General features: G+C 44.1%; 17 protein-coding genes. 10 read left to right on the forward strand and 7 right to left on the reverse strand.

Features of this window, described 5'->3' with window-relative positions:
• The first annotated feature begins 112 nt into the window (after window positions 1-112).
• The gene (locus GVV58_RS10375; RefSeq protein WP_159516491.1) at window positions 113-1,315 is read left to right on the forward strand and encodes an MFS transporter; all 1,203 of its coding nucleotides are present in this window, start codon (window positions 113-115) and stop codon (window positions 1,313-1,315) included.
• 383 nt (window positions 1,316-1,698) lie between these two features.
• Here the strand turns inward: GVV58_RS10375 and gshB are convergent, their stop codons facing one another.
• Entirely contained in the window at window positions 1,699-2,649 is a 951-nt protein-coding gene (gshB, locus tag GVV58_RS10380; RefSeq protein ID WP_005095009.1) for a glutathione synthase, read from the reverse strand.
• Window positions 2,650-2,793: 144 nt separating this feature from the next.
• On the opposite strand from gshB, the gene GVV58_RS10385 reads away from it, so the two are divergent.
• The 4 genes from GVV58_RS10385 to GVV58_RS10400 all read left to right on the forward strand — a co-directional run bounded on the left by GVV58_RS10385 (window position 2,794) and on the right by GVV58_RS10400 (window position 6,286).
• The gene (locus GVV58_RS10385) at window positions 2,794-2,994 is read left to right on the forward strand and encodes a DUF3565 domain-containing protein (RefSeq protein ID WP_159516492.1); all 201 of its coding nucleotides are present in this window, start codon (window positions 2,794-2,796) and stop codon (window positions 2,992-2,994) included.
• Between the two features lie 159 nt (window positions 2,995-3,153).
• Window positions 3,154-3,534, forward strand: coding sequence for a hypothetical protein (locus GVV58_RS10390; RefSeq protein WP_252721266.1), 381 nt, complete (start codon window positions 3,154-3,156; stop codon window positions 3,532-3,534).
• Between the two features lie 39 nt (window positions 3,535-3,573).
• A complete protein-coding gene (locus tag GVV58_RS10395) occupies window positions 3,574-5,331 on the forward strand; it encodes a copper resistance system multicopper oxidase (protein WP_159516494.1) in 1,758 nt (585 codons plus the stop codon).
• On the forward strand, window positions 5,318-6,286 hold the full coding sequence (locus tag GVV58_RS10400) for a copper resistance protein B (protein ID WP_159516495.1): 969 nt from the start codon (window positions 5,318-5,320) through the stop codon (window positions 6,284-6,286). The genes GVV58_RS10395 and GVV58_RS10400 overlap by 14 nt, the downstream gene beginning before the upstream one ends.
• Before the next feature lie 149 nt (window positions 6,287-6,435).
• Here the strand turns inward: GVV58_RS10400 and GVV58_RS10405 are convergent, their stop codons facing one another.
• Window positions 6,436-6,762, reverse strand: a complete 327-nt coding sequence (locus GVV58_RS10405; protein WP_159516496.1) for a hypothetical protein — start codon at window positions 6,760-6,762, stop codon at window positions 6,436-6,438.
• 547 nt (window positions 6,763-7,309) lie between these two features.
• Between GVV58_RS10405 and GVV58_RS10410 the strand changes: the two genes are divergently transcribed.
• Window positions 7,310-7,519 (forward strand): cold-shock protein, encoded by a 210-nt coding sequence (locus GVV58_RS10410; RefSeq protein WP_005094999.1) that lies wholly within the window; start codon window positions 7,310-7,312, stop codon window positions 7,517-7,519.
• A gap of 597 nt (window positions 7,520-8,116) precedes the next feature.
• Here GVV58_RS10410 and pyrE read toward each other — a convergent pair.
• Window positions 8,117-8,767, reverse strand: a complete 651-nt coding sequence (gene pyrE, locus GVV58_RS10415) for an orotate phosphoribosyltransferase (protein ID WP_005094997.1) — start codon at window positions 8,765-8,767, stop codon at window positions 8,117-8,119.
• 40 nt (window positions 8,768-8,807) lie between these two features.
• Here pyrE and GVV58_RS10420 point away from each other — a divergent pair, with 40 nt between their 5' ends.
• Together GVV58_RS10420 and GVV58_RS10425 are read left to right on the forward strand one after the other, a co-directional pair.
• Window positions 8,808-9,626 (forward strand): exodeoxyribonuclease III, encoded by an 819-nt coding sequence (locus GVV58_RS10420; protein WP_005094995.1) that lies wholly within the window; start codon window positions 8,808-8,810, stop codon window positions 9,624-9,626.
• A gap of 463 nt (window positions 9,627-10,089) precedes the next feature.
• Entirely contained in the window at window positions 10,090-10,440 is a 351-nt protein-coding gene (locus GVV58_RS10425; protein ID WP_034609159.1) for a Spx/MgsR family RNA polymerase-binding regulatory protein, read from the forward strand.
• Window positions 10,441-10,510: 70 nt separating this feature from the next.
• Here GVV58_RS10425 and GVV58_RS10430 read toward each other — a convergent pair whose 3' ends face one another.
• Window positions 10,511-10,948: a DUF2147 domain-containing protein gene (locus GVV58_RS10430; RefSeq protein WP_005173279.1), complete on the reverse strand. Its 438-nt coding sequence runs from the start codon at window positions 10,946-10,948 to the stop codon at window positions 10,511-10,513.
• A 156-nt stretch (window positions 10,949-11,104) separates the two neighbouring features.
• Here GVV58_RS10430 and GVV58_RS10435 point away from each other — a divergent pair, with 156 nt between their 5' ends.
• On the forward strand, window positions 11,105-12,016 hold the full coding sequence (locus GVV58_RS10435) for an alpha/beta hydrolase (RefSeq protein ID WP_005173280.1): 912 nt from the start codon (window positions 11,105-11,107) through the stop codon (window positions 12,014-12,016).
• Window positions 12,017-12,078: 62 nt separating this feature from the next.
• Here GVV58_RS10435 and GVV58_RS10440 read toward each other — a convergent pair whose 3' ends face one another.
• Window positions 12,079-12,648 carry an FMN-dependent NADH-azoreductase gene (locus tag GVV58_RS10440; RefSeq protein WP_005094985.1) on the reverse strand — a complete coding sequence of 190 codons (570 nt, stop codon included), beginning with the start codon at window positions 12,646-12,648 and terminating at the stop codon, window positions 12,079-12,081.
• A 262-nt stretch (window positions 12,649-12,910) separates the two neighbouring features.
• Between GVV58_RS10440 and GVV58_RS10445 the strand changes: the two genes are divergently transcribed.
• On the forward strand, window positions 12,911-14,107 hold the full coding sequence (locus GVV58_RS10445; RefSeq protein WP_159516497.1) for a GGDEF domain-containing protein: 1,197 nt from the start codon (window positions 12,911-12,913) through the stop codon (window positions 14,105-14,107).
• A gap of 31 nt (window positions 14,108-14,138) precedes the next feature.
• Here the strand turns inward: GVV58_RS10445 and dsbD are convergent, their stop codons facing one another.
• Window positions 14,139-15,980 (reverse strand): protein-disulfide reductase DsbD, encoded by a 1,842-nt coding sequence (gene dsbD, locus GVV58_RS10450; protein WP_171502644.1) that lies wholly within the window; start codon window positions 15,978-15,980, stop codon window positions 14,139-14,141.
• Window positions 15,981-16,000: 20 nt separating this feature from the next.
• Entirely contained in the window at window positions 16,001-16,756 is a 756-nt protein-coding gene (locus GVV58_RS10455) for a transporter (RefSeq protein ID WP_159516498.1), read from the reverse strand.
• Window positions 16,757-16,777 lie beyond the last annotated feature (21 nt).

Consider the following 16,777-nt stretch of genomic DNA (forward strand, 5'->3'; position numbering starts at 1 on the left):
ATTAACTTATGCCTAAATCATATAAATCTTAATAAAATTTTATGTTATCCATATCGCTATATACTTTTTTAGCTGTATTAGCGCATTGATTGAATGGATTAAATCATTATAAATGTCAAAAATATCAATTCGTGACCTATGGATTATTTTGGCCGGCTATTTGGCGGCTATTCATGTCGGGAAACTTTCTGCGGTTATTCCCATTTTACAACAGGATTTAGGTCTCAGCTTTACGCAAGCCGGTTTTTCCCTGTCTCTGGTTCAAGGCGCGGGGATGCTGTTTGCCTTGTGTATTGGTGCATTGTCAGAAAAAGTCGGTTTAAAACGCTGTCTGATCTTGGCGTTGATCATTTTAGGCCTCAGCAGTATGGCAGGCCTCTGGATTCAGCATGTCGCGGCGTTGTATTTCTTCCGTTTTACTGAAGGGATCGGATTTTTAACTATCTCCTTATGTGCCCCTGCCATTCTCAAACGTATCAGCCGAGCTGAAACACTCAATTTTAAAATGGGACTCTGGAGTTCCTATATGGGGGTTGGTGTCAGTCTTGCTGTTTTTACCATTCCCATGCTGCTTGAATACCTGAGTTGGCAAAGTATTTGGGCCATTTTAGGGAGTCTCTGTCTGCTCATTGCAGTGATGATTAAACGGTATTTATATATTGAAGCGGTCACACCGGTACAGCCGAATCGCCCGCAAGCCGGCACAGAAAATACCTCCTTCTGGCAAATTATTAAAGTGACCCTGACTCACCCACCGATTTTGTGTTTGGCCATTATTTTTGCCTGTTATACCAGTCAGTGGATAACCGTGACTGGATTCTTGCCTACCCTGTATGTCGAACATGGGATTGATTTAAAAGTCGCAGGGGCTCTGGTCTCGATGGTGGTGCTTGCTAATTTAGGCGGTACCTTTGGCGCAGGTATGTTGCTGCAAGGTGGCTGGAAACCCAAAACCCTGTTAAGCACAGGATTTATCGCCATGCTGTGCAGCAGCTTGCTGACTTTTGCGGCAAGCTCTTGGCTGTCATTTGAATTACAGTTTGTGAGTGCCGTACTGTTTTCACTCATTGGCGGAATGATTCCGACCACGATCTTTGCGATTACCCTGCGCTATGCACCGCGTGCCAATGCCGCAGCCGCCAGTGTCGGTCTGGTTTTACAGGTTTCAGCCTGTGCGCAATTCTTTGTACCTCCTCTGAGTGCGGCACTGGTATCCACGACACAACAATGGGCCCATATCGCGACAGTCACAGCCTGTCTTTCTATCTTAGGGATATTGATGACGCTGCTTTTATTTAAGCGTTATGCTCAATAAAAAAGAGCCTCAGATGAGTAATGCCAGTCAGTTAAGAAATTGACTAGCATTTTCTTTTTTAAATTCATGATCATATTTGACAAGTAGAAAAGTCATCCGCAACTGTTTGAGGCAGGACTAGATTTAAAAATGATTGTTTCTGCGACAAATTTACTAGTCGATGGTGGCTGCCGAGTTTTGCGGTGAGGAGTGTTGCTCCGCAAGATGCCTTCCTTGCGAAGCTTCGCTTCTCATTTGGGCGAAACCAAAGTAACAAATTATTTTCAAGCATTTGATTTATAAAGTTAAGACTCCGTCGTGAACGACTAAAAAGTTAAAGAGTCTACTTCTAAACTCCTTAACTGATCAGCATTACCTCAGATGAGGCTCTTTTTCTGTCTGGTTTAAACCTGCTGCGAACGGCCTGCCTCTAATACAGCAAACAGATCATCGGCAATTGAGGTTCCAAACTGGTCATCAATTTCACGAATACAGGTTGGGCTGGTTACATTAATTTCAGTGACATAATTACCAATCACATCCAGTCCTACAAAAACCAGACCTTTTTCTCTAAGATAAGGGCCTACTTTTGCCGCAATGGCGCGGTCATTTTCAGTCAGTGGACGTGCTTCTCCCAGACCGCCTGCCGCCAGATTGCCGCGCACTTCACCATTTTGTGGAATACGGGCCAAGCAATATGGTACTGGCTCGCCATTAATCATCAGGATACGTTTATCACCTTCGACAATTTCAGGAATATAACGCTGTGCCATAATCGGCTGGGTACCGTTATTGGTCAGCATTTCAATGGTTGAACCAATATTGATGCCATCCTGATACAGGCGGAAAATTCCAGTACCCCCCATGCCATCCAGCGGTTTCACAATCACATCGACCTGTTCTTTGAGAAACTCACGAATCAGGCTTTGCTGCGAAGTCACCAGTGTCGGAACTTGCAGATGCGGGAACTGGGTCGCAAACAGTTTTTCATTACAGTCACGCAGGCTTTGTGGCTTGTTAATAATCCATGCACCTTCGCGTTCTGCCTGCTCCAGAATATAAGTGGTGTAGACAAAATTCATATCAAAAGGTGGATCTTTACGCATCAACACCACATCATAAGCAGCGATGGATTCTTTCTTTTTTTCACCGAGTTCATAATAGTGATCATAGTCTTCAAACACCTGTAGCGGCGCTATCAAACCAAAAGCTTTGCCCTGCTCAATATATAAATCTTGTTGTAATGCATAACCAAGCTCATGCCCACGGCGTGCTGCTGCCCAAAGCATGGCCATGGTCGAGTCTTTCTTCAGGTTTACATTTTCGATGGGATCCATCACAACAAGTACGCGCATGTGTCTCTGCTCTTTTTCAAAAAATGACTTAGCAAGGAGTATAGCTTGTGTGGATTCTTTTGTTTATGGTGATTTTGCATGACTTGTTCTGTATAGATTTTTAGATAAGTACTGAGGCAGATTGAGCTCAAAAGGAGGTTTGCCATGCAACAGGCAATTATCGGTTTTCATTTGGATGAAGAACAGCATTGGGTTGCAGAGCTGACCTGCGGACATGGCCAACATGTACGGCATACCCCGCCGTGGCAAAATCGGCCCTGGGTGATGACCGAGCAAGGTCGCAAAGAAAAGCTTGGCATGCTGCTGGACTGTAAAAAATGTGAAAAGTGCGAAACTGAAACCTGAACCTATAAAAGTGTGATGTAGCTGACTAAAAATAATCTCGCACAGGATTTGCTAATTGCAGTCACTGCGTTTATGCTTTTATTGCTCAAACATGCAGCGTTTTTTTCAGGGTGGACTTTGCTCACACGGCTCGTCAAACAGATCTGGTTGGTGATGCTTATGGTTTTTGCCATAGGCTGGAGCAGTGTGTCTGTTGCTTCTGCAACAACCATGCATTTGGTCATGTCGTCTGAACAGATGAGCAGCCATTGTCTGGACATGGTAAAAGCCTCCACCTCTCATGCTATGCATGAATCTGCGCATAACTCAGATCAAGACCTGACACAGGCTGACTGTTTTCCGGATATGCCACAGCACTCACAAGACTGTCTGGATTGCAGTACGATGGCCTGTCAAAGCCAGATGAGCGGCTTGCAAATTTCCGTTCCTGAACTGACAGTATTCGACCATCATTCTCTAGAAAGAACCCTCCTCCCAACTTATCATGCCAAACACCTTGCCGGTTATTGGCAGGAAATCCTGCGCCCACCCAAAACTTAATCCTGAATATTCAATTTTTTATTAATTAAGGATTAAGTGATGTTAATTAAAATTCCCCAATGCCTATGTCTGGGCATTTGCCTGATGTCATCGTCTGCAGTTTTTGCAGCTGTTAAAGAATATCATCTGGTCATTGATGAAAGCCCGCTCAATCTCACCGGCAAGACGGTCAAACGGATTACCGTAAACGGAAAATTCCCTGCCCCCTTGCTGGAATTTGAAGAAGGTGATGATGCGGTGATTCATGTGCAAAACAACCTGAAAAATCAAGATACCTCGCTGCACTGGCATGGCCTGCTCCTGCCCGGCCTAATGGATGGTGTCCCTGGATTTAATGGTTTTCAGGGTATCAAACCGAAGCAGTCTTTTACTTATCGTTTCAAGGTTCGTCAAAACGGTACCTATTGGTATCATGCGCATTCCAAAGGTCAGGAACAGGACGGTTTATATGGTGCCTTGGTGATTTATCCTAAAGCACAAACACCGGTGCCTGAGCATGAAAAAACCGAGCGGGATTATGTGGTGATGCTGTCGGATTTTCATGAACAGGGCAGCCAACAGATTCAGAATAATTTAAAAAAATCGGCCGAATATTATCAGAATCAGCGTGAAACCGTAGGCGATGTACTCCAGCAAGTAAAACATGACGGCCTCAAGGCCACCTGGTCAGATCGCAAAATGTGGAACCAGATGCGCATGTTGAAAACCGACCTGTCTGATGTCAGCGGTTATACCTTTTTGATCAATGGCAAAACCCCGCAACAGAACTGGAGCGGCCAATTTAAACCGAATGAAAAGGTCCGCCTGCGATTCATTAATACCTCGGCCATGTCGTTTTTCGATGTACGTATTCCCCAGCTTAAAATGACCGTGGTTAGCGCCGATGGACAAGCTGTACAGCCAGTCGCTGTAGATGAATTCCGTATCGGAACTGCTGAAACGTATGATGTGATTGTGGAACCAACTGCACCTCATTACCAGATTGAAGCCGAATCGATCGACCGTTCAGGCTTTGCCATTGGCAGCTTGCACAATGAGGCTGATCCAGCTACGCATCCGATTCAATTACCGACGCCACGTCCACGTGCCTTATTGACCATGGAAGATATGGGACATGGCGAACAGCATGACATGTCTCATACCGCACACAGCAGTCAGACCACGCAATCTGCAACAGATACGCCTAAACATGATGAGCATGCCCAGCACGCAGGTCACAGTGCTATACCCGAGACAAATCCGTCTCATCCACCGGTTGAGGGTTGGGCTAATATGTCTACGCCTGCAGGGCATAAAGTATTGCAATATCAAGACCTCAAAGCCCTGACGCCACAAACCGATACCCGAGCCGCAGAACGTGAACTGGTGATTCGTCTGGGTGGAACCATGGAACGTTATATCTGGACCATCAATGGTAAAAAATTCAGTGATGCCGAACCATTGCAGGTGCAATATGGCGAACGGATCCGTTTGAAATTTATCAATGACAGCATGATGGCGCATCCGATGCATTTACATGGCATGTTTATGCAGCTGGAAAATGGTCAATCTGCTGCACAGATGCCAAATAAACACACCGTGATTGTGCCACCTGGAAAAACGCTCACAACCTTATTAACGGCAGATGAACTGGGAGAATGGGCAATTCACTGCCATCTGCTCTATCACATGAGTGCCGGCATGATGAATAAGCTGATTGTGGCACATGTGAATGACGATCAAACTTCTCATGCTTCGCCGCAACAAATGCCGTCAAAGCCAGCAGTGGAGCAAGGAGAAAGCCATGCACATCACTAAGCTCTTTTTAAAATCGGTATTAAGCAGTACACTGTTCGTGGCGAGTTTCGGTATATTGGCAGCGGATCATCAGGATCATCAGGATCATCAGGATCATCAGGATCATCAGGATCATCAGGATCATCAGGATCATCAGGATCATCATCCTAGCAAAACCGCAGTACATCATAGCGCTCCTATTGCAGTGCCGGATCTACGCTCACATACCCAACAAGCTCGATCTTTATCTGATCAAGAATCTGTAGGGCACGAAAAACCTGTTGGCGCTACTGCTGAGCATGACCATCGGAAAGAACATGGTGCACAGATTTATAGCCAAGTCATTCTGGACCAGAAATGGCAAATCAATTCAGCTGGAAATGGCGCTTTTAAATCAGAGAATGAAGCCAGAATTGGTACTGATGAAAACAAGGTTTTTCTCAAGCTGCAGGCAGATAAATCTGAATCGAGTCAGGCTGACTATGCGGCCGAAATCCTGTATAGCCGTAATATTTCCGATTTCTGGGATGTACAAACCGGTTTGCGCTACCGTCAGGAAAATATAAGCCAGCATACAGCTTCCCTACAAAATGAACGTTTCGATGCAGTGCTTGGACTGCATGGCCTGGCCCCTTATTTTTTTGAAACCGATGCCTATCTCTATGTCGGTGAAGATGATTTTGTCGGATTCAAACTGGAAACAGAACGTGACCTGTTGCTGACTCAGAAACTGATTATGCAGCCCTTTATTGAACTGGATATCATTTTCAATGATCAAGCTGCGAGTGCGAAAAAATCTGGTCTGAGTCATGCGACATTAGGACTAGAAACCCGTTATGAGATCAGTAAAAAAGTCATGCCTTATCTGCAGGTTGGCTATGAATATAGCAAAGGAAACAAACAGACTGCCTGGCAGCAGGCATCCGGCTCTGACCAGGGCTGGATCTATGCTTTAGGACTTAAAATGATGTTTTAAGGACGGATTATCATTTTTAAGATAAAAGGTAAGACCACGACGAAGTATGAAAAATCCATTCATACTTCGTCGGCTGTTATTAAATTGACTCAAGAGAAGGAGGCTGTGTATTGTCCAGAGAAAGCATTGCTACTGCCTGCTCTCTGTTTCTATTCCTCACTCTGTTTCTCATTACTTTTGGCAATCAAGGTGCCTAACATAATCATAAAGGTGATTACCCCACCAATCACCAGACTCATCAGCCCAATTTCAAGCATAAAGTCAAGATTCCCGACTTCCCGGTGACCCCAAAGGAAATGCAGACTCTTTCCAAAGATAAAGTTGATGGCATAGATAATCAAAAAACTCATTATGGTCGAAATCAGTAAAGTGACGATCAGGTTTTTCCAGATTTTACAGCCGACTAGCAGGATAATAATCGTTAGGCCTACAACTGCAATAATGGAGATTAATAAAACACAATTCCAGTAATCCATGAGACTCACTCTTATTCTGGTTTTAAATTAAAATTAAGAAATTCTTATAGTTAATTTTTCCATGTGTTTTTAATATAGGGGCCTTTGAATAGCTGAACAATGACCAGAACTATCTTAAACAAGCCAGCTACAAATTTACCCAATGTTATAAAATACATTCACTTAGAAAAATATTGCCGCGTACTGGTTCAGTTTGATTAACATAAAGTAACGTAAGTAAAATGTATGTTTGTTGTTTTGCTTGAGTAAATCTTTTATACAGTCAGTCATACTAAAAAAATTGACCAGCACATATTTAAAAAGAAAGATCCACGTATATTTATAAGAAAAATAAATAATAAATATAAAAAACTTGAATATTTGCTGATTTAGGTTATGCTGTACTCAACTAGAAAAAAGTGTTGTTTAGTTAAACTTCTTTAAGTACCGCAGTGTTATTTTATAATCCTCAGTTTTTTCAGATCTTTATTTCAATTCTTGTTGTTTTTCAAAGTTATCCATAGTCATTTCAATGGCTAAAATTATTAAAAATTTGATAGGTTATATTATGTCTACTACAGTTACCGGTACAGTGAAATGGTTTAACGAAACTAAAGGTTTTGGTTTTATTCAACAAGAATCAGGTCCTGACGTTTTTGCTCATTTTAAAGAAATTAGCAGTTCTGGCTTCAAAACATTGTTTGAAGGCCAACGCGTTTCTTTCAGCGTAGTTGAAGGTCAAAAAGGCCCGAACGCGATCAATATCGTTGCGCTATAATTTAGCCCAGCAATAAAAAAAGCACCTTAAGGTGCTTTTTTTGGCTCTAAAGATTAACAATCTTCAAAAGTGATCGGTTGGTGATGCTCTCTAAACCTATTCCAGTCATTTAAACCAATAACTCACCTTATTTATTCTCCCCGCGCCTAAGCCTGTTACATCTGAGCCTGCATGAATCGCTAAAAATGAAAATTCCCCAGCATCCTGCCGGGGGATTTTCGTGTTGGTTCGCTGGGTATGACTCCTGTCTTACCTTACTTTCCTTGTATTTATCTCTTGTTATTCTTTTATGGAACATCCTGTTCTTGATGAATTCATCATAGGCAATACAGCACAGCGCGTATAGACGCAAACGGCTTGAACTCATGTAAGCAAATGCGTACAGAATCACTGAATATTATTGTCAATTTCCAGTATTTTAAACTGTATTCATCTACATCAAGATTGAAAGTCTTTAATATTAAAAATCTTTTAATTACAGCACTTTGACTTAGTTTTTTAAGTATTCACCCTGTATTTGAATGCTTAATTTCTACATCAATTGAACTTTAAAACAAAAAAGGAAGCTGTAGCTTCCTTTACGATAAGGATCACCGCTTAGATCCCGTATTTAACTCGATAATCTTCCATTTTAGCTAAAGCTTCTTGATCGCCCTTGGTTTCCAGATAGTCCATCAAATCTTTCATGGTAATTAAGGCATGTACAGGAATCTCGAGCTCTTGCTGCACTTCCTGAATGGCAGATAAATCGCCCTGACCTTTTTCCTGACGGTCAAGTGCAACCAAAACACCTGCGATTTGTGCACCGGCATTTTTCAAGATTGTCACGACTTCACGAATCGCTGTTCCTGCCGTGATCACGTCATCAATGATCCAGACTTTTTTACCTGCTACAGAAGCACCGACTAGTACGCCACCCTCGCCATGATCTTTGGCTTCTTTGCGGTTAAAACCCCAAGGCACACTCACCCCATGATTTTGTGATAGCGCCACAGCAGTCGCTGCCACAAAAGGAATACCTTTATATGCAGGACCAAAAACCACTTCCACATGGTCACATGCCGTTAATTTTGCTGCATAGCCAGAAGCCAGCAATGTCAAGGCTTCACCATCATTCAGCAGACCCGCATTAAAAAAATAGGGACTCACACGTCCCGATTTTAAAGTAAACTCACCAAATTTAAGCACACCGCGTGATAATGCGAGTTCGATAAAAGCTTGCGGGTTAAACTGAGCTGGCGTTGGCATGAGGTGCTCCTAAATCCATTAATTAAGGTAAGACTTGCGCATGATACCAAAGAGTAGCTATCCAGGTGATCAAAAAATTCTTCGTGTCGTTTCAATTAATGTCAACGGCTTACGCTCATCGGTGAGCAAAGGGCTATTGGAATGGATGGAACAGTCGGATGCCGATGTGATCTGTATGCAGGAAAGCCGGATCACCCATGTGCAGTGGACCGATAAATTTAAACCGGAAGGCTGGTATACCCATCTATTCCCTGCCGAACGGCCAGGTTATGCCGGTACCGCGATTTATAGCCGCCTGCCCTTCGTCTCTTTAACCGATGGTCTGGGCTTTGAACTGGCAGATTCGCAAGGCCGTTTTATTGCAGCCGAATTTGATTTAGGTTTGGAGCAAACGGCCCATATCTGTTCATTGTATCTACCTTCCGGCTCATCAGGCGATGAAGCACAAGCGCGTAAAGATCACTTTCTGGAAGAATATGCCAAAATCCTGAAACAATGGCGCGATGAAAATAAATCGGTGATTGTCTGCGGTGATTACAACATCGTGCATAAACGGATTGATATTAAAAACTGGTCCGGCAACCAGAAAGCTTCCGGCTGTTTACCACATGAGCGCGCCTGGCTAGATCATATCTATGATGAACTCGGTTATGTCGATACGTTTCGCGAAGTACGCAAAGAAGCAGAACTGTATTCCTGGTGGTCAAACCGCGGACAAGCCCGAGCCAAGAACGTCGGTTGGCGCATTGATTATCAGGCCTGCTCACCAGACTGGAAAGAGCGTACCGTCAATGCCTGGGTGTATAAGGAACAATGGTTTAGCGATCATGCCCCAGTGATCATCGACTACAAACTATAAAAAAATACCTATCAATTGAGTGCACACCTGTTCACTCAATTAAGGCTTATTGCTTACATGACATGACGTATTTTTTGGGTTTATCTCGATGTCATAACAGAGCATTATAGCCTCACGGCACAGGGACATGTCAGGATGACAATATAAGGACAGGACGCCGTAGGAAGAAAATAAAACAAACTAGAACATTTAGCTTGTTTTTCATGGATGTGACAATGGACGTTGAATTGAGACCCGCATGATCAGGATGATTAAATGCGGGTTTTCTATTTCCACTGCCTAAAATTATTATTTTTTTTATTGTTGTTTTTCTGGTTAATCATTTTAAAGCGCATTGATGTCATTTTGATGACGATTCTACCTCCCTATTTTAAATTATTTTCTTCTCACTCTATTTTGCATGGTCGACTGCTGCGAATTTGGTTAAGCTAGGCCATGATTTAAGATGTGTTAGATGGCGAATATGTTAAAAATTTACGGGATTAAAAACTGCAATTCGATGAAAAAAGCTTTTGACCTACTGACTGAGCTGGGGTTGAGCTATGAATTTCATGACTATAAGAAACAGGGCATCGATGCTGATACCATTAAAGTCTGGCTGAATGCGCTGGGTCAGGATGTGGTATTAAATAAAAAAGGAACCACATGGCGCAAACTGACTGAAGAACAGCAGCAAACGGCGCTGTCCAGTGAAGATGCTTTAATTGCCGCATTAAGCACTCATACCAGTTTAATTAAACGTCCGATCTTGGCCACGCCCACAGGTTTTATTGCCGGTTTTGATGACGCGGCTTATCGCACCTTAAGTAATTAATTATTATTCTAAATAATCCATACAAAAAAGCCTGACAGCAGTCAGGCTTTTATCTTTCTCTCGAACTGGATTAGTTTGCACGAACCCAAGTCTGGTTACGGCCTAATGCTGCCACACCAATAAAGCCACGAAGCTCAAGTTTCTTGCCACCATCTGCCAGTTGGCCTTTTAGTTTGTAAGTTTTACCAGATTGCGGATCCAGAATTGAACCACTGTCATAGCTGGTACCACCTGAATTCTTAAGACCTTTCACAATGGTCAAGCCTTTGAGTGACTTGTTCTTGTACGGACCTTCACACTTGGTACAGGCATTTTCTTCACCTGGTGTTAACACAGATTGAATACTTGCTGACAACGTACCGTTCTTTTGTTCAGTAAATTTAACCATGGCCTTAGGCTGCTTGGTTTTATCATCAATGGTTTTCCAAACCGTGCCATTTAAAGGATCTGCGGCATTTGCCAGTACAGATAAGCCTAGTAGTCCTAACATAAGCGCTATTTTTTTCATTTTTCTTCATTTCCTTAGTCTGAAAATAGACCTCTGTAGTATTAAAAAGTCACAACAATTTTTCAATTTTTAGCTGTGACTATTTAGTGTAACCTTGTAAATATGGTTGGTAAATAATCTACATGATCAATAAAAGCACAAAAAGATGGAAGGAAAATGAAGATAAGCCCGTTAACAAAACAATTAATTACAGAAAGCATCTTAAAGACAGTCATTCGTGCCCCGAGCAGATTCAATCTTCCACCGAGTTCAATGCGCATTGCACTGGAGCAGATGTGCAAACTCTTTCCACAAGACAAAACCGTACAAATTCGTTCGCTACGTCTGGCGGGTCTGCGCGCAGAGGAAATTAAGCCGCAGCAAGAGTCGACTCAGCTGATTTTTCATATTCATGGCGGGGCATTTTATTTAGGCTCTTTAAATACCCATCGTGCCTTTATGACTCAAATTGCGGCTCGAACCCAGATGCAGGTACTGCATGTAGATTATCCGCTGTCACCGGAATCTGCCTATCCAGAGGCCTTGGAAGCCTTGTTTGATGTGTATAACTTATTGCTCGATCAAGGCGTTCAGGCCAAAGATATCATCCTGTCCGGTGATTCTTGTGGGGCCAATCTGGCGCTGGCCTTGGCGCTCAAATTACAAAAAGAAAACCTCCCACAAGTGAGTGGTTTGATTCTGTTGTCTCCTTTGCTGGATTTGACCCTGACCAGTGAATCGTTGCGCTATAACCAGAAACATGATGCCCTGCTGTCTCTGGAAACAGTTGAAACTGGCATTGAATATTATGTCCCGCGTGCCATCGATCGGGGTGATCCGGAAGTTTCGCCCTTTTTCGCCGATTTAAGCGGCTTGCCCCCAACTCATATTCAGGTCGGTTCCAAGGAAATTCTACTGGATGATGCCAGTCGTTTTAAGGAAAAAGCCGAACAGGCGGGTGTCGATGTGGAATTTAAACTGTATACCGGCATGTGGCATAACTTTCAGATGTTCAGTGCCTGGTTTGAGGAAGCCCAACAGGCGCTGAGCGATCTGGCAGCCTTCGCGCACCGTCTGGATCGAGATTAATTACTGTTCATCCATATAAAAAAGGCCAGCATAGGCTGACCTTTTGAGTTGTTTTTGGATATTTAGATGGCTTGAACCTGCTGCAGTGCCGTCTCTAAGGCTTGTGCCTTGATCGTTTCGCCCATGTTCACGCCTTCAGCACGAATCACTTCAATATCGGTTACGCCGGTAAAGTTAAACACGGTTTTCAAAAAAGCTTCCTGAAAATCGGCAGGACTTTGCTCCCCATAAACTCCGCCACGGCTGCTGGCAATATATACTTTTTTATTGCCAGCCAGACCGACAGGGCCTTGTTCGGTATATTTAAACGTACGTCCCGCCACACAGATCCGGTCAATCCAGGCTTTCAACGTCGATGGCAAACCGAAGTTATACATGGCCGCGCCAATCACCACGATATCTGCCTGTAAATACTGCTGCAGGATGTCTTCGCCTAATGCAGTCTGTTCTGCATTCTGACCCATTAAAATTTCAGCCGTGAGATGTGGAATCGGCTGTGCAGCAAGATCGAGATATTCAAGCTCGATGGCCTGGGCATGTTTTTGTTGTAACTGACTCACCAACGCCTGAGTCAGCTGACGCGAAATAGAGGCATCGCCTAAAATACTGGAATCAATCTGTAAAACTTTCATGGCTTCGCTCTCATCTATGGGGCTATCTAACTAATGCAGCCATTTTAAGGCTTAGGTTGCATGAAATAATTAGCACAGATAAAACACATCATTCTGAATTTAGAACAAAACCAGCTTTAATATTAGAAATTCCTATTTTGCAGACTCCTTAAATATTGTGGTTTATCAAGCGTTAAAACTTATGTTATCTTATGTAAATAAAGCTATAAATAGTCAATAAATCTTAAAAAGTTGCCATAATAATTTAAGTCAGACCGACAACATGAAGCGAATATCGCCTGTATTACAAAAAATAATCAAACACAGAATCACGAAATATCTGGTCGAAGATGAAGTCGTGATGAACTGGAGTATTCTCAAAAAGTGCATCCTGATGCTGGCTTTGGGCTGCGGCGTACATCTGACCTGGCTCGGTTGGGATATCTTTGTTTTATTCAATCCAGAGTATTGGCAATATGTTCAGTTAGAACGGGTTCATACCCAAGTTATCCTGAACAGCAGCTTTTTAGTGATTTTATTGGCACTGATTTATCCCTGTTATAAATTTCAGGGCAATCCTCTGGTGGAACGTTATTTGCCCTATCTGGCAGTTGGTACTTTTGTAATTTCGCTGTGCCGTGATGCCTATGTCGTGGGGGTGATCAGTCCTGTGGCCACCACATCCTATGTCTGTTTAATTATGGTGGGACTGGTGCTGTTTCATCGCAGGCTGGTTTATAGCATGCTGATTCCAGCCTCGCTCTTTTTAGGCGGTTGCGCTTATTTGAGCTTCAGTCAGCAATTGCCTTATTCTCCTTTATTCAACATTCAGGACAAGCATTTTTATAATGCTTTCTGGCTGTTTTCAATGCTGTATTTCATTGTCCCAATTTTAGCTGTATGCATGGTGTTATTTGAAATTTTACTCAGCCAATGGCGTCATCGTGAAGAACTCATCAAGCAGCTCAGTCAGATTGATCCGCTCACCAACCTGTTTAACCGGCGCAGTATCAATCAATGTCTGGATCAGCTCAATGCTACGGCTGTACCCCATTACGCCCTGGTTCTCTTAGATCTGGATCACTTTAAGAAAATTAATGATCTGTATGGTCATCATAAGGGCGATGAAACCTTGGTTGAAGTCAGTGCTGTATTAAGCCAACAGTTACGCGAAAGTGATGTAGTGGGCCGCTTTGGCGGTGAAGAGTTCATTTTGGTGCTGAAAAATACCAGTCTGGAAAAAGCCAAACAAGTAGCAGAACGCTGCCGCAGCGCGATTCAGCAATTACAGATGATGAGTGATGAAGGTGAGCCGATTCCGGTGACTGCCAGTTTCGGAATTGCTATTTCCAAAGCCGAGTTACGCCCACAACAGCTACTCAGTCAGGCCGATCAGGCGCTTTATCAGGCCAAAGCCGGTGGACGTAATCGGGTCAAAGCCTATGTTGAGCCGGTGACTGCACAGATGCAGGTTTCTTAAACGGGTTCAGCTTTTTCGATGATTATGAATATTATAGGGTTGAGCTTTGAGCCAGACGTTGCAGCTGGGCCAGCAATTCTGCTTCGCTAAAAGCACCGGTCAAACGTAAACCGCGAATTTCCTGCTGCTGCTCATTCAGAAATAAATAGGTTGGTGGTCCCAGAATTTCCCATTGATTTAACAGCATTTGATGCGAGGCATTGTATTGGCTTAAATCCAGCTTGATCAGGAAATAAGGTGCCAGAGCCTGCTGTACCTGTGCAGATTTTAAAATACGATGTTCAATCGGCTGACAAGCGACACACCAGTCGGCATAGACATCAATCACGATCTTTTGCCCTTGCGGTGCTGTATTCAAAATCTGCTGAAATTCTGCTGCGCTGCGTGCCACATGCCACTGGGCTTCTGTACTGGACTGCTCAACAAAAAACCGCTGACTATGCTGATATTGGCTATAACTGATATAAGGCAGCGCTATCATCAGACACAGGATATACAACCACCTCAAGCCAGTACGATGCCAGAAAATCCGGAACAGTACATAGGCCACAAAGGCCATGCCCAAGCCTAAGGATAACCACTGTAAAGTCGCTTCTGAAATCAGTGGGCGAATAAAATACAGTGCCAGCGCCAGCATGATAAAGGCAAAGAGCACTTTGATCTGATTCATCCAGTGCCCGGCTTTAGGTAGTACCCGTGCACCCAAAATACTGGCCAGCAGTAAAGGTGTGCCCATGCCAAAACCGAGGGTAAACAGCAGCAAGGCACCCTGCCACTGGCTTTGGGTCTGGGAAATAAACAAGAGTGCACCCGCCAACGGTGCGGTCATGCATGGCCCGACCAGCAGCGCCGAGATCATGCCCATGACTCCAGCACTGACCAAACTACCGCCCTGCTGCATGGCCTGAGCCCGATCCAGACGCTGAACCAGACGTTGTGGCAGTTTAATCTCAAACAGTCCAAACAGATTCAGGGCAAACAGGACAAACAACACACTAAACGCGATCAGGGTACCGGGTTGCTGCAACCAACGCTGGAAATTCAGGCCGGCCGAAGACGCAATTAAACCCAGCACCGCATAGACCGCGGCCATACTGCTGACAAAAGTCAGGGCGATCATCCAGGCTTTGACACCTTTGCTGTCCCGTACAATCAGCGAGGTCAGGATCGGCAGCATCGGCAAGGAACATGGGGTAAAAGCCAGCAAGATTCCTAAGCCAAAGAACAGTAACAGTCCATAACCCAAAGAGCGTTCAAGCAATTGAGCTGACCATTTTTGGTCTTGTGCCGCACCGACTGCGGGTTGCCCGCTAGGGGATGCAGAAAATGCATCTGCTGTAGATTCTGAGGAATCCGCTGTATTAAACAGGGTATTGTGTTGCAGTGATGACCCGTTTAGATCAAGTAAGCGCTTGCTTCCTGGGCCGGCAGCTTCAAATTGCACCAGACCTGACAGATCTGTCTTGAACTGAATACTTTGCGGCGGATAACAGATTCGGTCTTTGGCACAGCCCTGCCAGCTCACCTGATAGGACTGGTTGGCCTGCGTCGGAATCTGAAACCTTAACTGCTGATAATACACCTGGGTATGCCCATAGTTGTCATCATACAGATCTTTAGCAGGCGGTAATTCAAGCAATACAGGCTGATTGCCCTGCCGCACTTCAATTTTATGCTGATACAGATAATAGTTATCCGGAATCTGCCAGCTCAGTTCAGCCTGTTGCTGACTGGTAGAAATCACATGAACAGGAAAAGCCTGCTCGGCAGACAAGAGCGCTGTTTCGGCCTGAGCTGGACTGCTAAACACGAAGCTTCCCAAGATGACCGGGGCAAGTATTTTGCCCCAGCTCTGAAATTGCGGGTTTCTGATCATCACGAAACTGGAGTGTCCTAGAATAAGAAGGATACGCCTAAACCTGAAAAGTAGCTTCGCTCTGCACCGTCCAGATCAACTCCCACACTGGCATCCAGCTGAACCCGGTCATTAAGTGCATACATTACCCCAGTGCCAAGCGCGTATTCATTATCGATGCTTTCAGCTTTACGGTAAATCAGTTCCGAATAGCCTGACCAGCGATCGGTGATCTGGTAGCCGATCGATGGAATCGCAGCTATGGCCCAATTGCTGTCCTGCCATTCATAACGCATAGTCAATGCGGTACTGACCAAGTCATTATATTGGTACGATACGACAGAACCCAGGCTGTAAATATCTTCTTCATTACTGAAACCGGCATTGCCTGTCGCAATAACTGCTTCGGCCAGCAAGGCCAGACTCAGTTTGTCATCATCCAGATCAATGGCTTTTTTCAGACCAATACTGACATCGCCCAGACCATCATTTTCATTCGTCTGACCGTTGGATTTGACTTGTGACCAGACAGGGCCTTCCCAGCCCAGACGCAACTCCAGACCATCACTAAGTCCGGTACGTAACAACATATCTGCATTCAGTGTCGTTACCGTTTTCTCGCCCGACTTGCTGTAGCGGGCTGTGGGCAAACCTTGCTCCCAGGCAACATTTCCGACCGGGGTAATGCCTGTACTCAGACCTTCACCTGGTCGATCAAATTCAAAATCTGCTGCGAAAAGTGATGCACTGCAACCAGTCAGTGCAATTAAACCCAAAGTTTTTAATATTGTCATCTTGGTGCTCTTTATTAAAAT

Origin of the sequence: Acinetobacter sp. 18QD2AZ41W (genome assembly GCF_009829025.1) — a bacterium.
GTDB lineage: Bacteria > Pseudomonadota > Gammaproteobacteria > Pseudomonadales > Moraxellaceae > Acinetobacter > Acinetobacter pseudolwoffii.

What these genes read in the sequence shown, in the direction of transcription:
- GVV58_RS10375 (WP_159516491.1), top strand. Translation starts at nt 113, where the DNA reads ATGTCAAAAATATCAATTCGTGACCTATGGATTATTTTGGCCGGCTAT.
- gshB (WP_005095009.1), bottom strand. Translation starts at nt 2,649, where the DNA reads ATGCGCGTACTTGTTGTGATGGATCCCATCGAAAATGTAAACCTGAAG.
- GVV58_RS10385 (WP_159516492.1), top strand. Translation starts at nt 2,794, where the DNA reads ATGCAACAGGCAATTATCGGTTTTCATTTGGATGAAGAACAGCATTGG.
- GVV58_RS10390 (WP_252721266.1), top strand. Translation starts at nt 3,154, where the DNA reads ATGGTTTTTGCCATAGGCTGGAGCAGTGTGTCTGTTGCTTCTGCAACA.
- GVV58_RS10395 (WP_159516494.1), top strand. Translation starts at nt 3,574, where the DNA reads ATGTTAATTAAAATTCCCCAATGCCTATGTCTGGGCATTTGCCTGATG.
- GVV58_RS10400 (WP_159516495.1), top strand. Translation starts at nt 5,318, where the DNA reads ATGCACATCACTAAGCTCTTTTTAAAATCGGTATTAAGCAGTACACTG.
- GVV58_RS10405 (WP_159516496.1), bottom strand. Translation starts at nt 6,762, where the DNA reads ATGGATTACTGGAATTGTGTTTTATTAATCTCCATTATTGCAGTTGTA.
- GVV58_RS10410 (WP_005094999.1), top strand. Translation starts at nt 7,310, where the DNA reads ATGTCTACTACAGTTACCGGTACAGTGAAATGGTTTAACGAAACTAAA.
- pyrE (WP_005094997.1), bottom strand. Translation starts at nt 8,767, where the DNA reads ATGCCAACGCCAGCTCAGTTTAACCCGCAAGCTTTTATCGAACTCGCA.
- GVV58_RS10420 (WP_005094995.1), top strand. Translation starts at nt 8,808, where the DNA reads ATGATACCAAAGAGTAGCTATCCAGGTGATCAAAAAATTCTTCGTGTC.
- GVV58_RS10425 (WP_034609159.1), top strand. Translation starts at nt 10,090, where the DNA reads ATGTTAAAAATTTACGGGATTAAAAACTGCAATTCGATGAAAAAAGCT.
- GVV58_RS10430 (WP_005173279.1), bottom strand. Translation starts at nt 10,948, where the DNA reads ATGAAAAAAATAGCGCTTATGTTAGGACTACTAGGCTTATCTGTACTG.
- GVV58_RS10435 (WP_005173280.1), top strand. Translation starts at nt 11,105, where the DNA reads ATGAAGATAAGCCCGTTAACAAAACAATTAATTACAGAAAGCATCTTA.
- GVV58_RS10440 (WP_005094985.1), bottom strand. Translation starts at nt 12,648, where the DNA reads ATGAAAGTTTTACAGATTGATTCCAGTATTTTAGGCGATGCCTCTATT.
- GVV58_RS10445 (WP_159516497.1), top strand. Translation starts at nt 12,911, where the DNA reads ATGAAGCGAATATCGCCTGTATTACAAAAAATAATCAAACACAGAATC.
- GVV58_RS10455 (WP_159516498.1), bottom strand. Translation starts at nt 16,756, where the DNA reads ATGACAATATTAAAAACTTTGGGTTTAATTGCACTGACTGGTTGCAGT.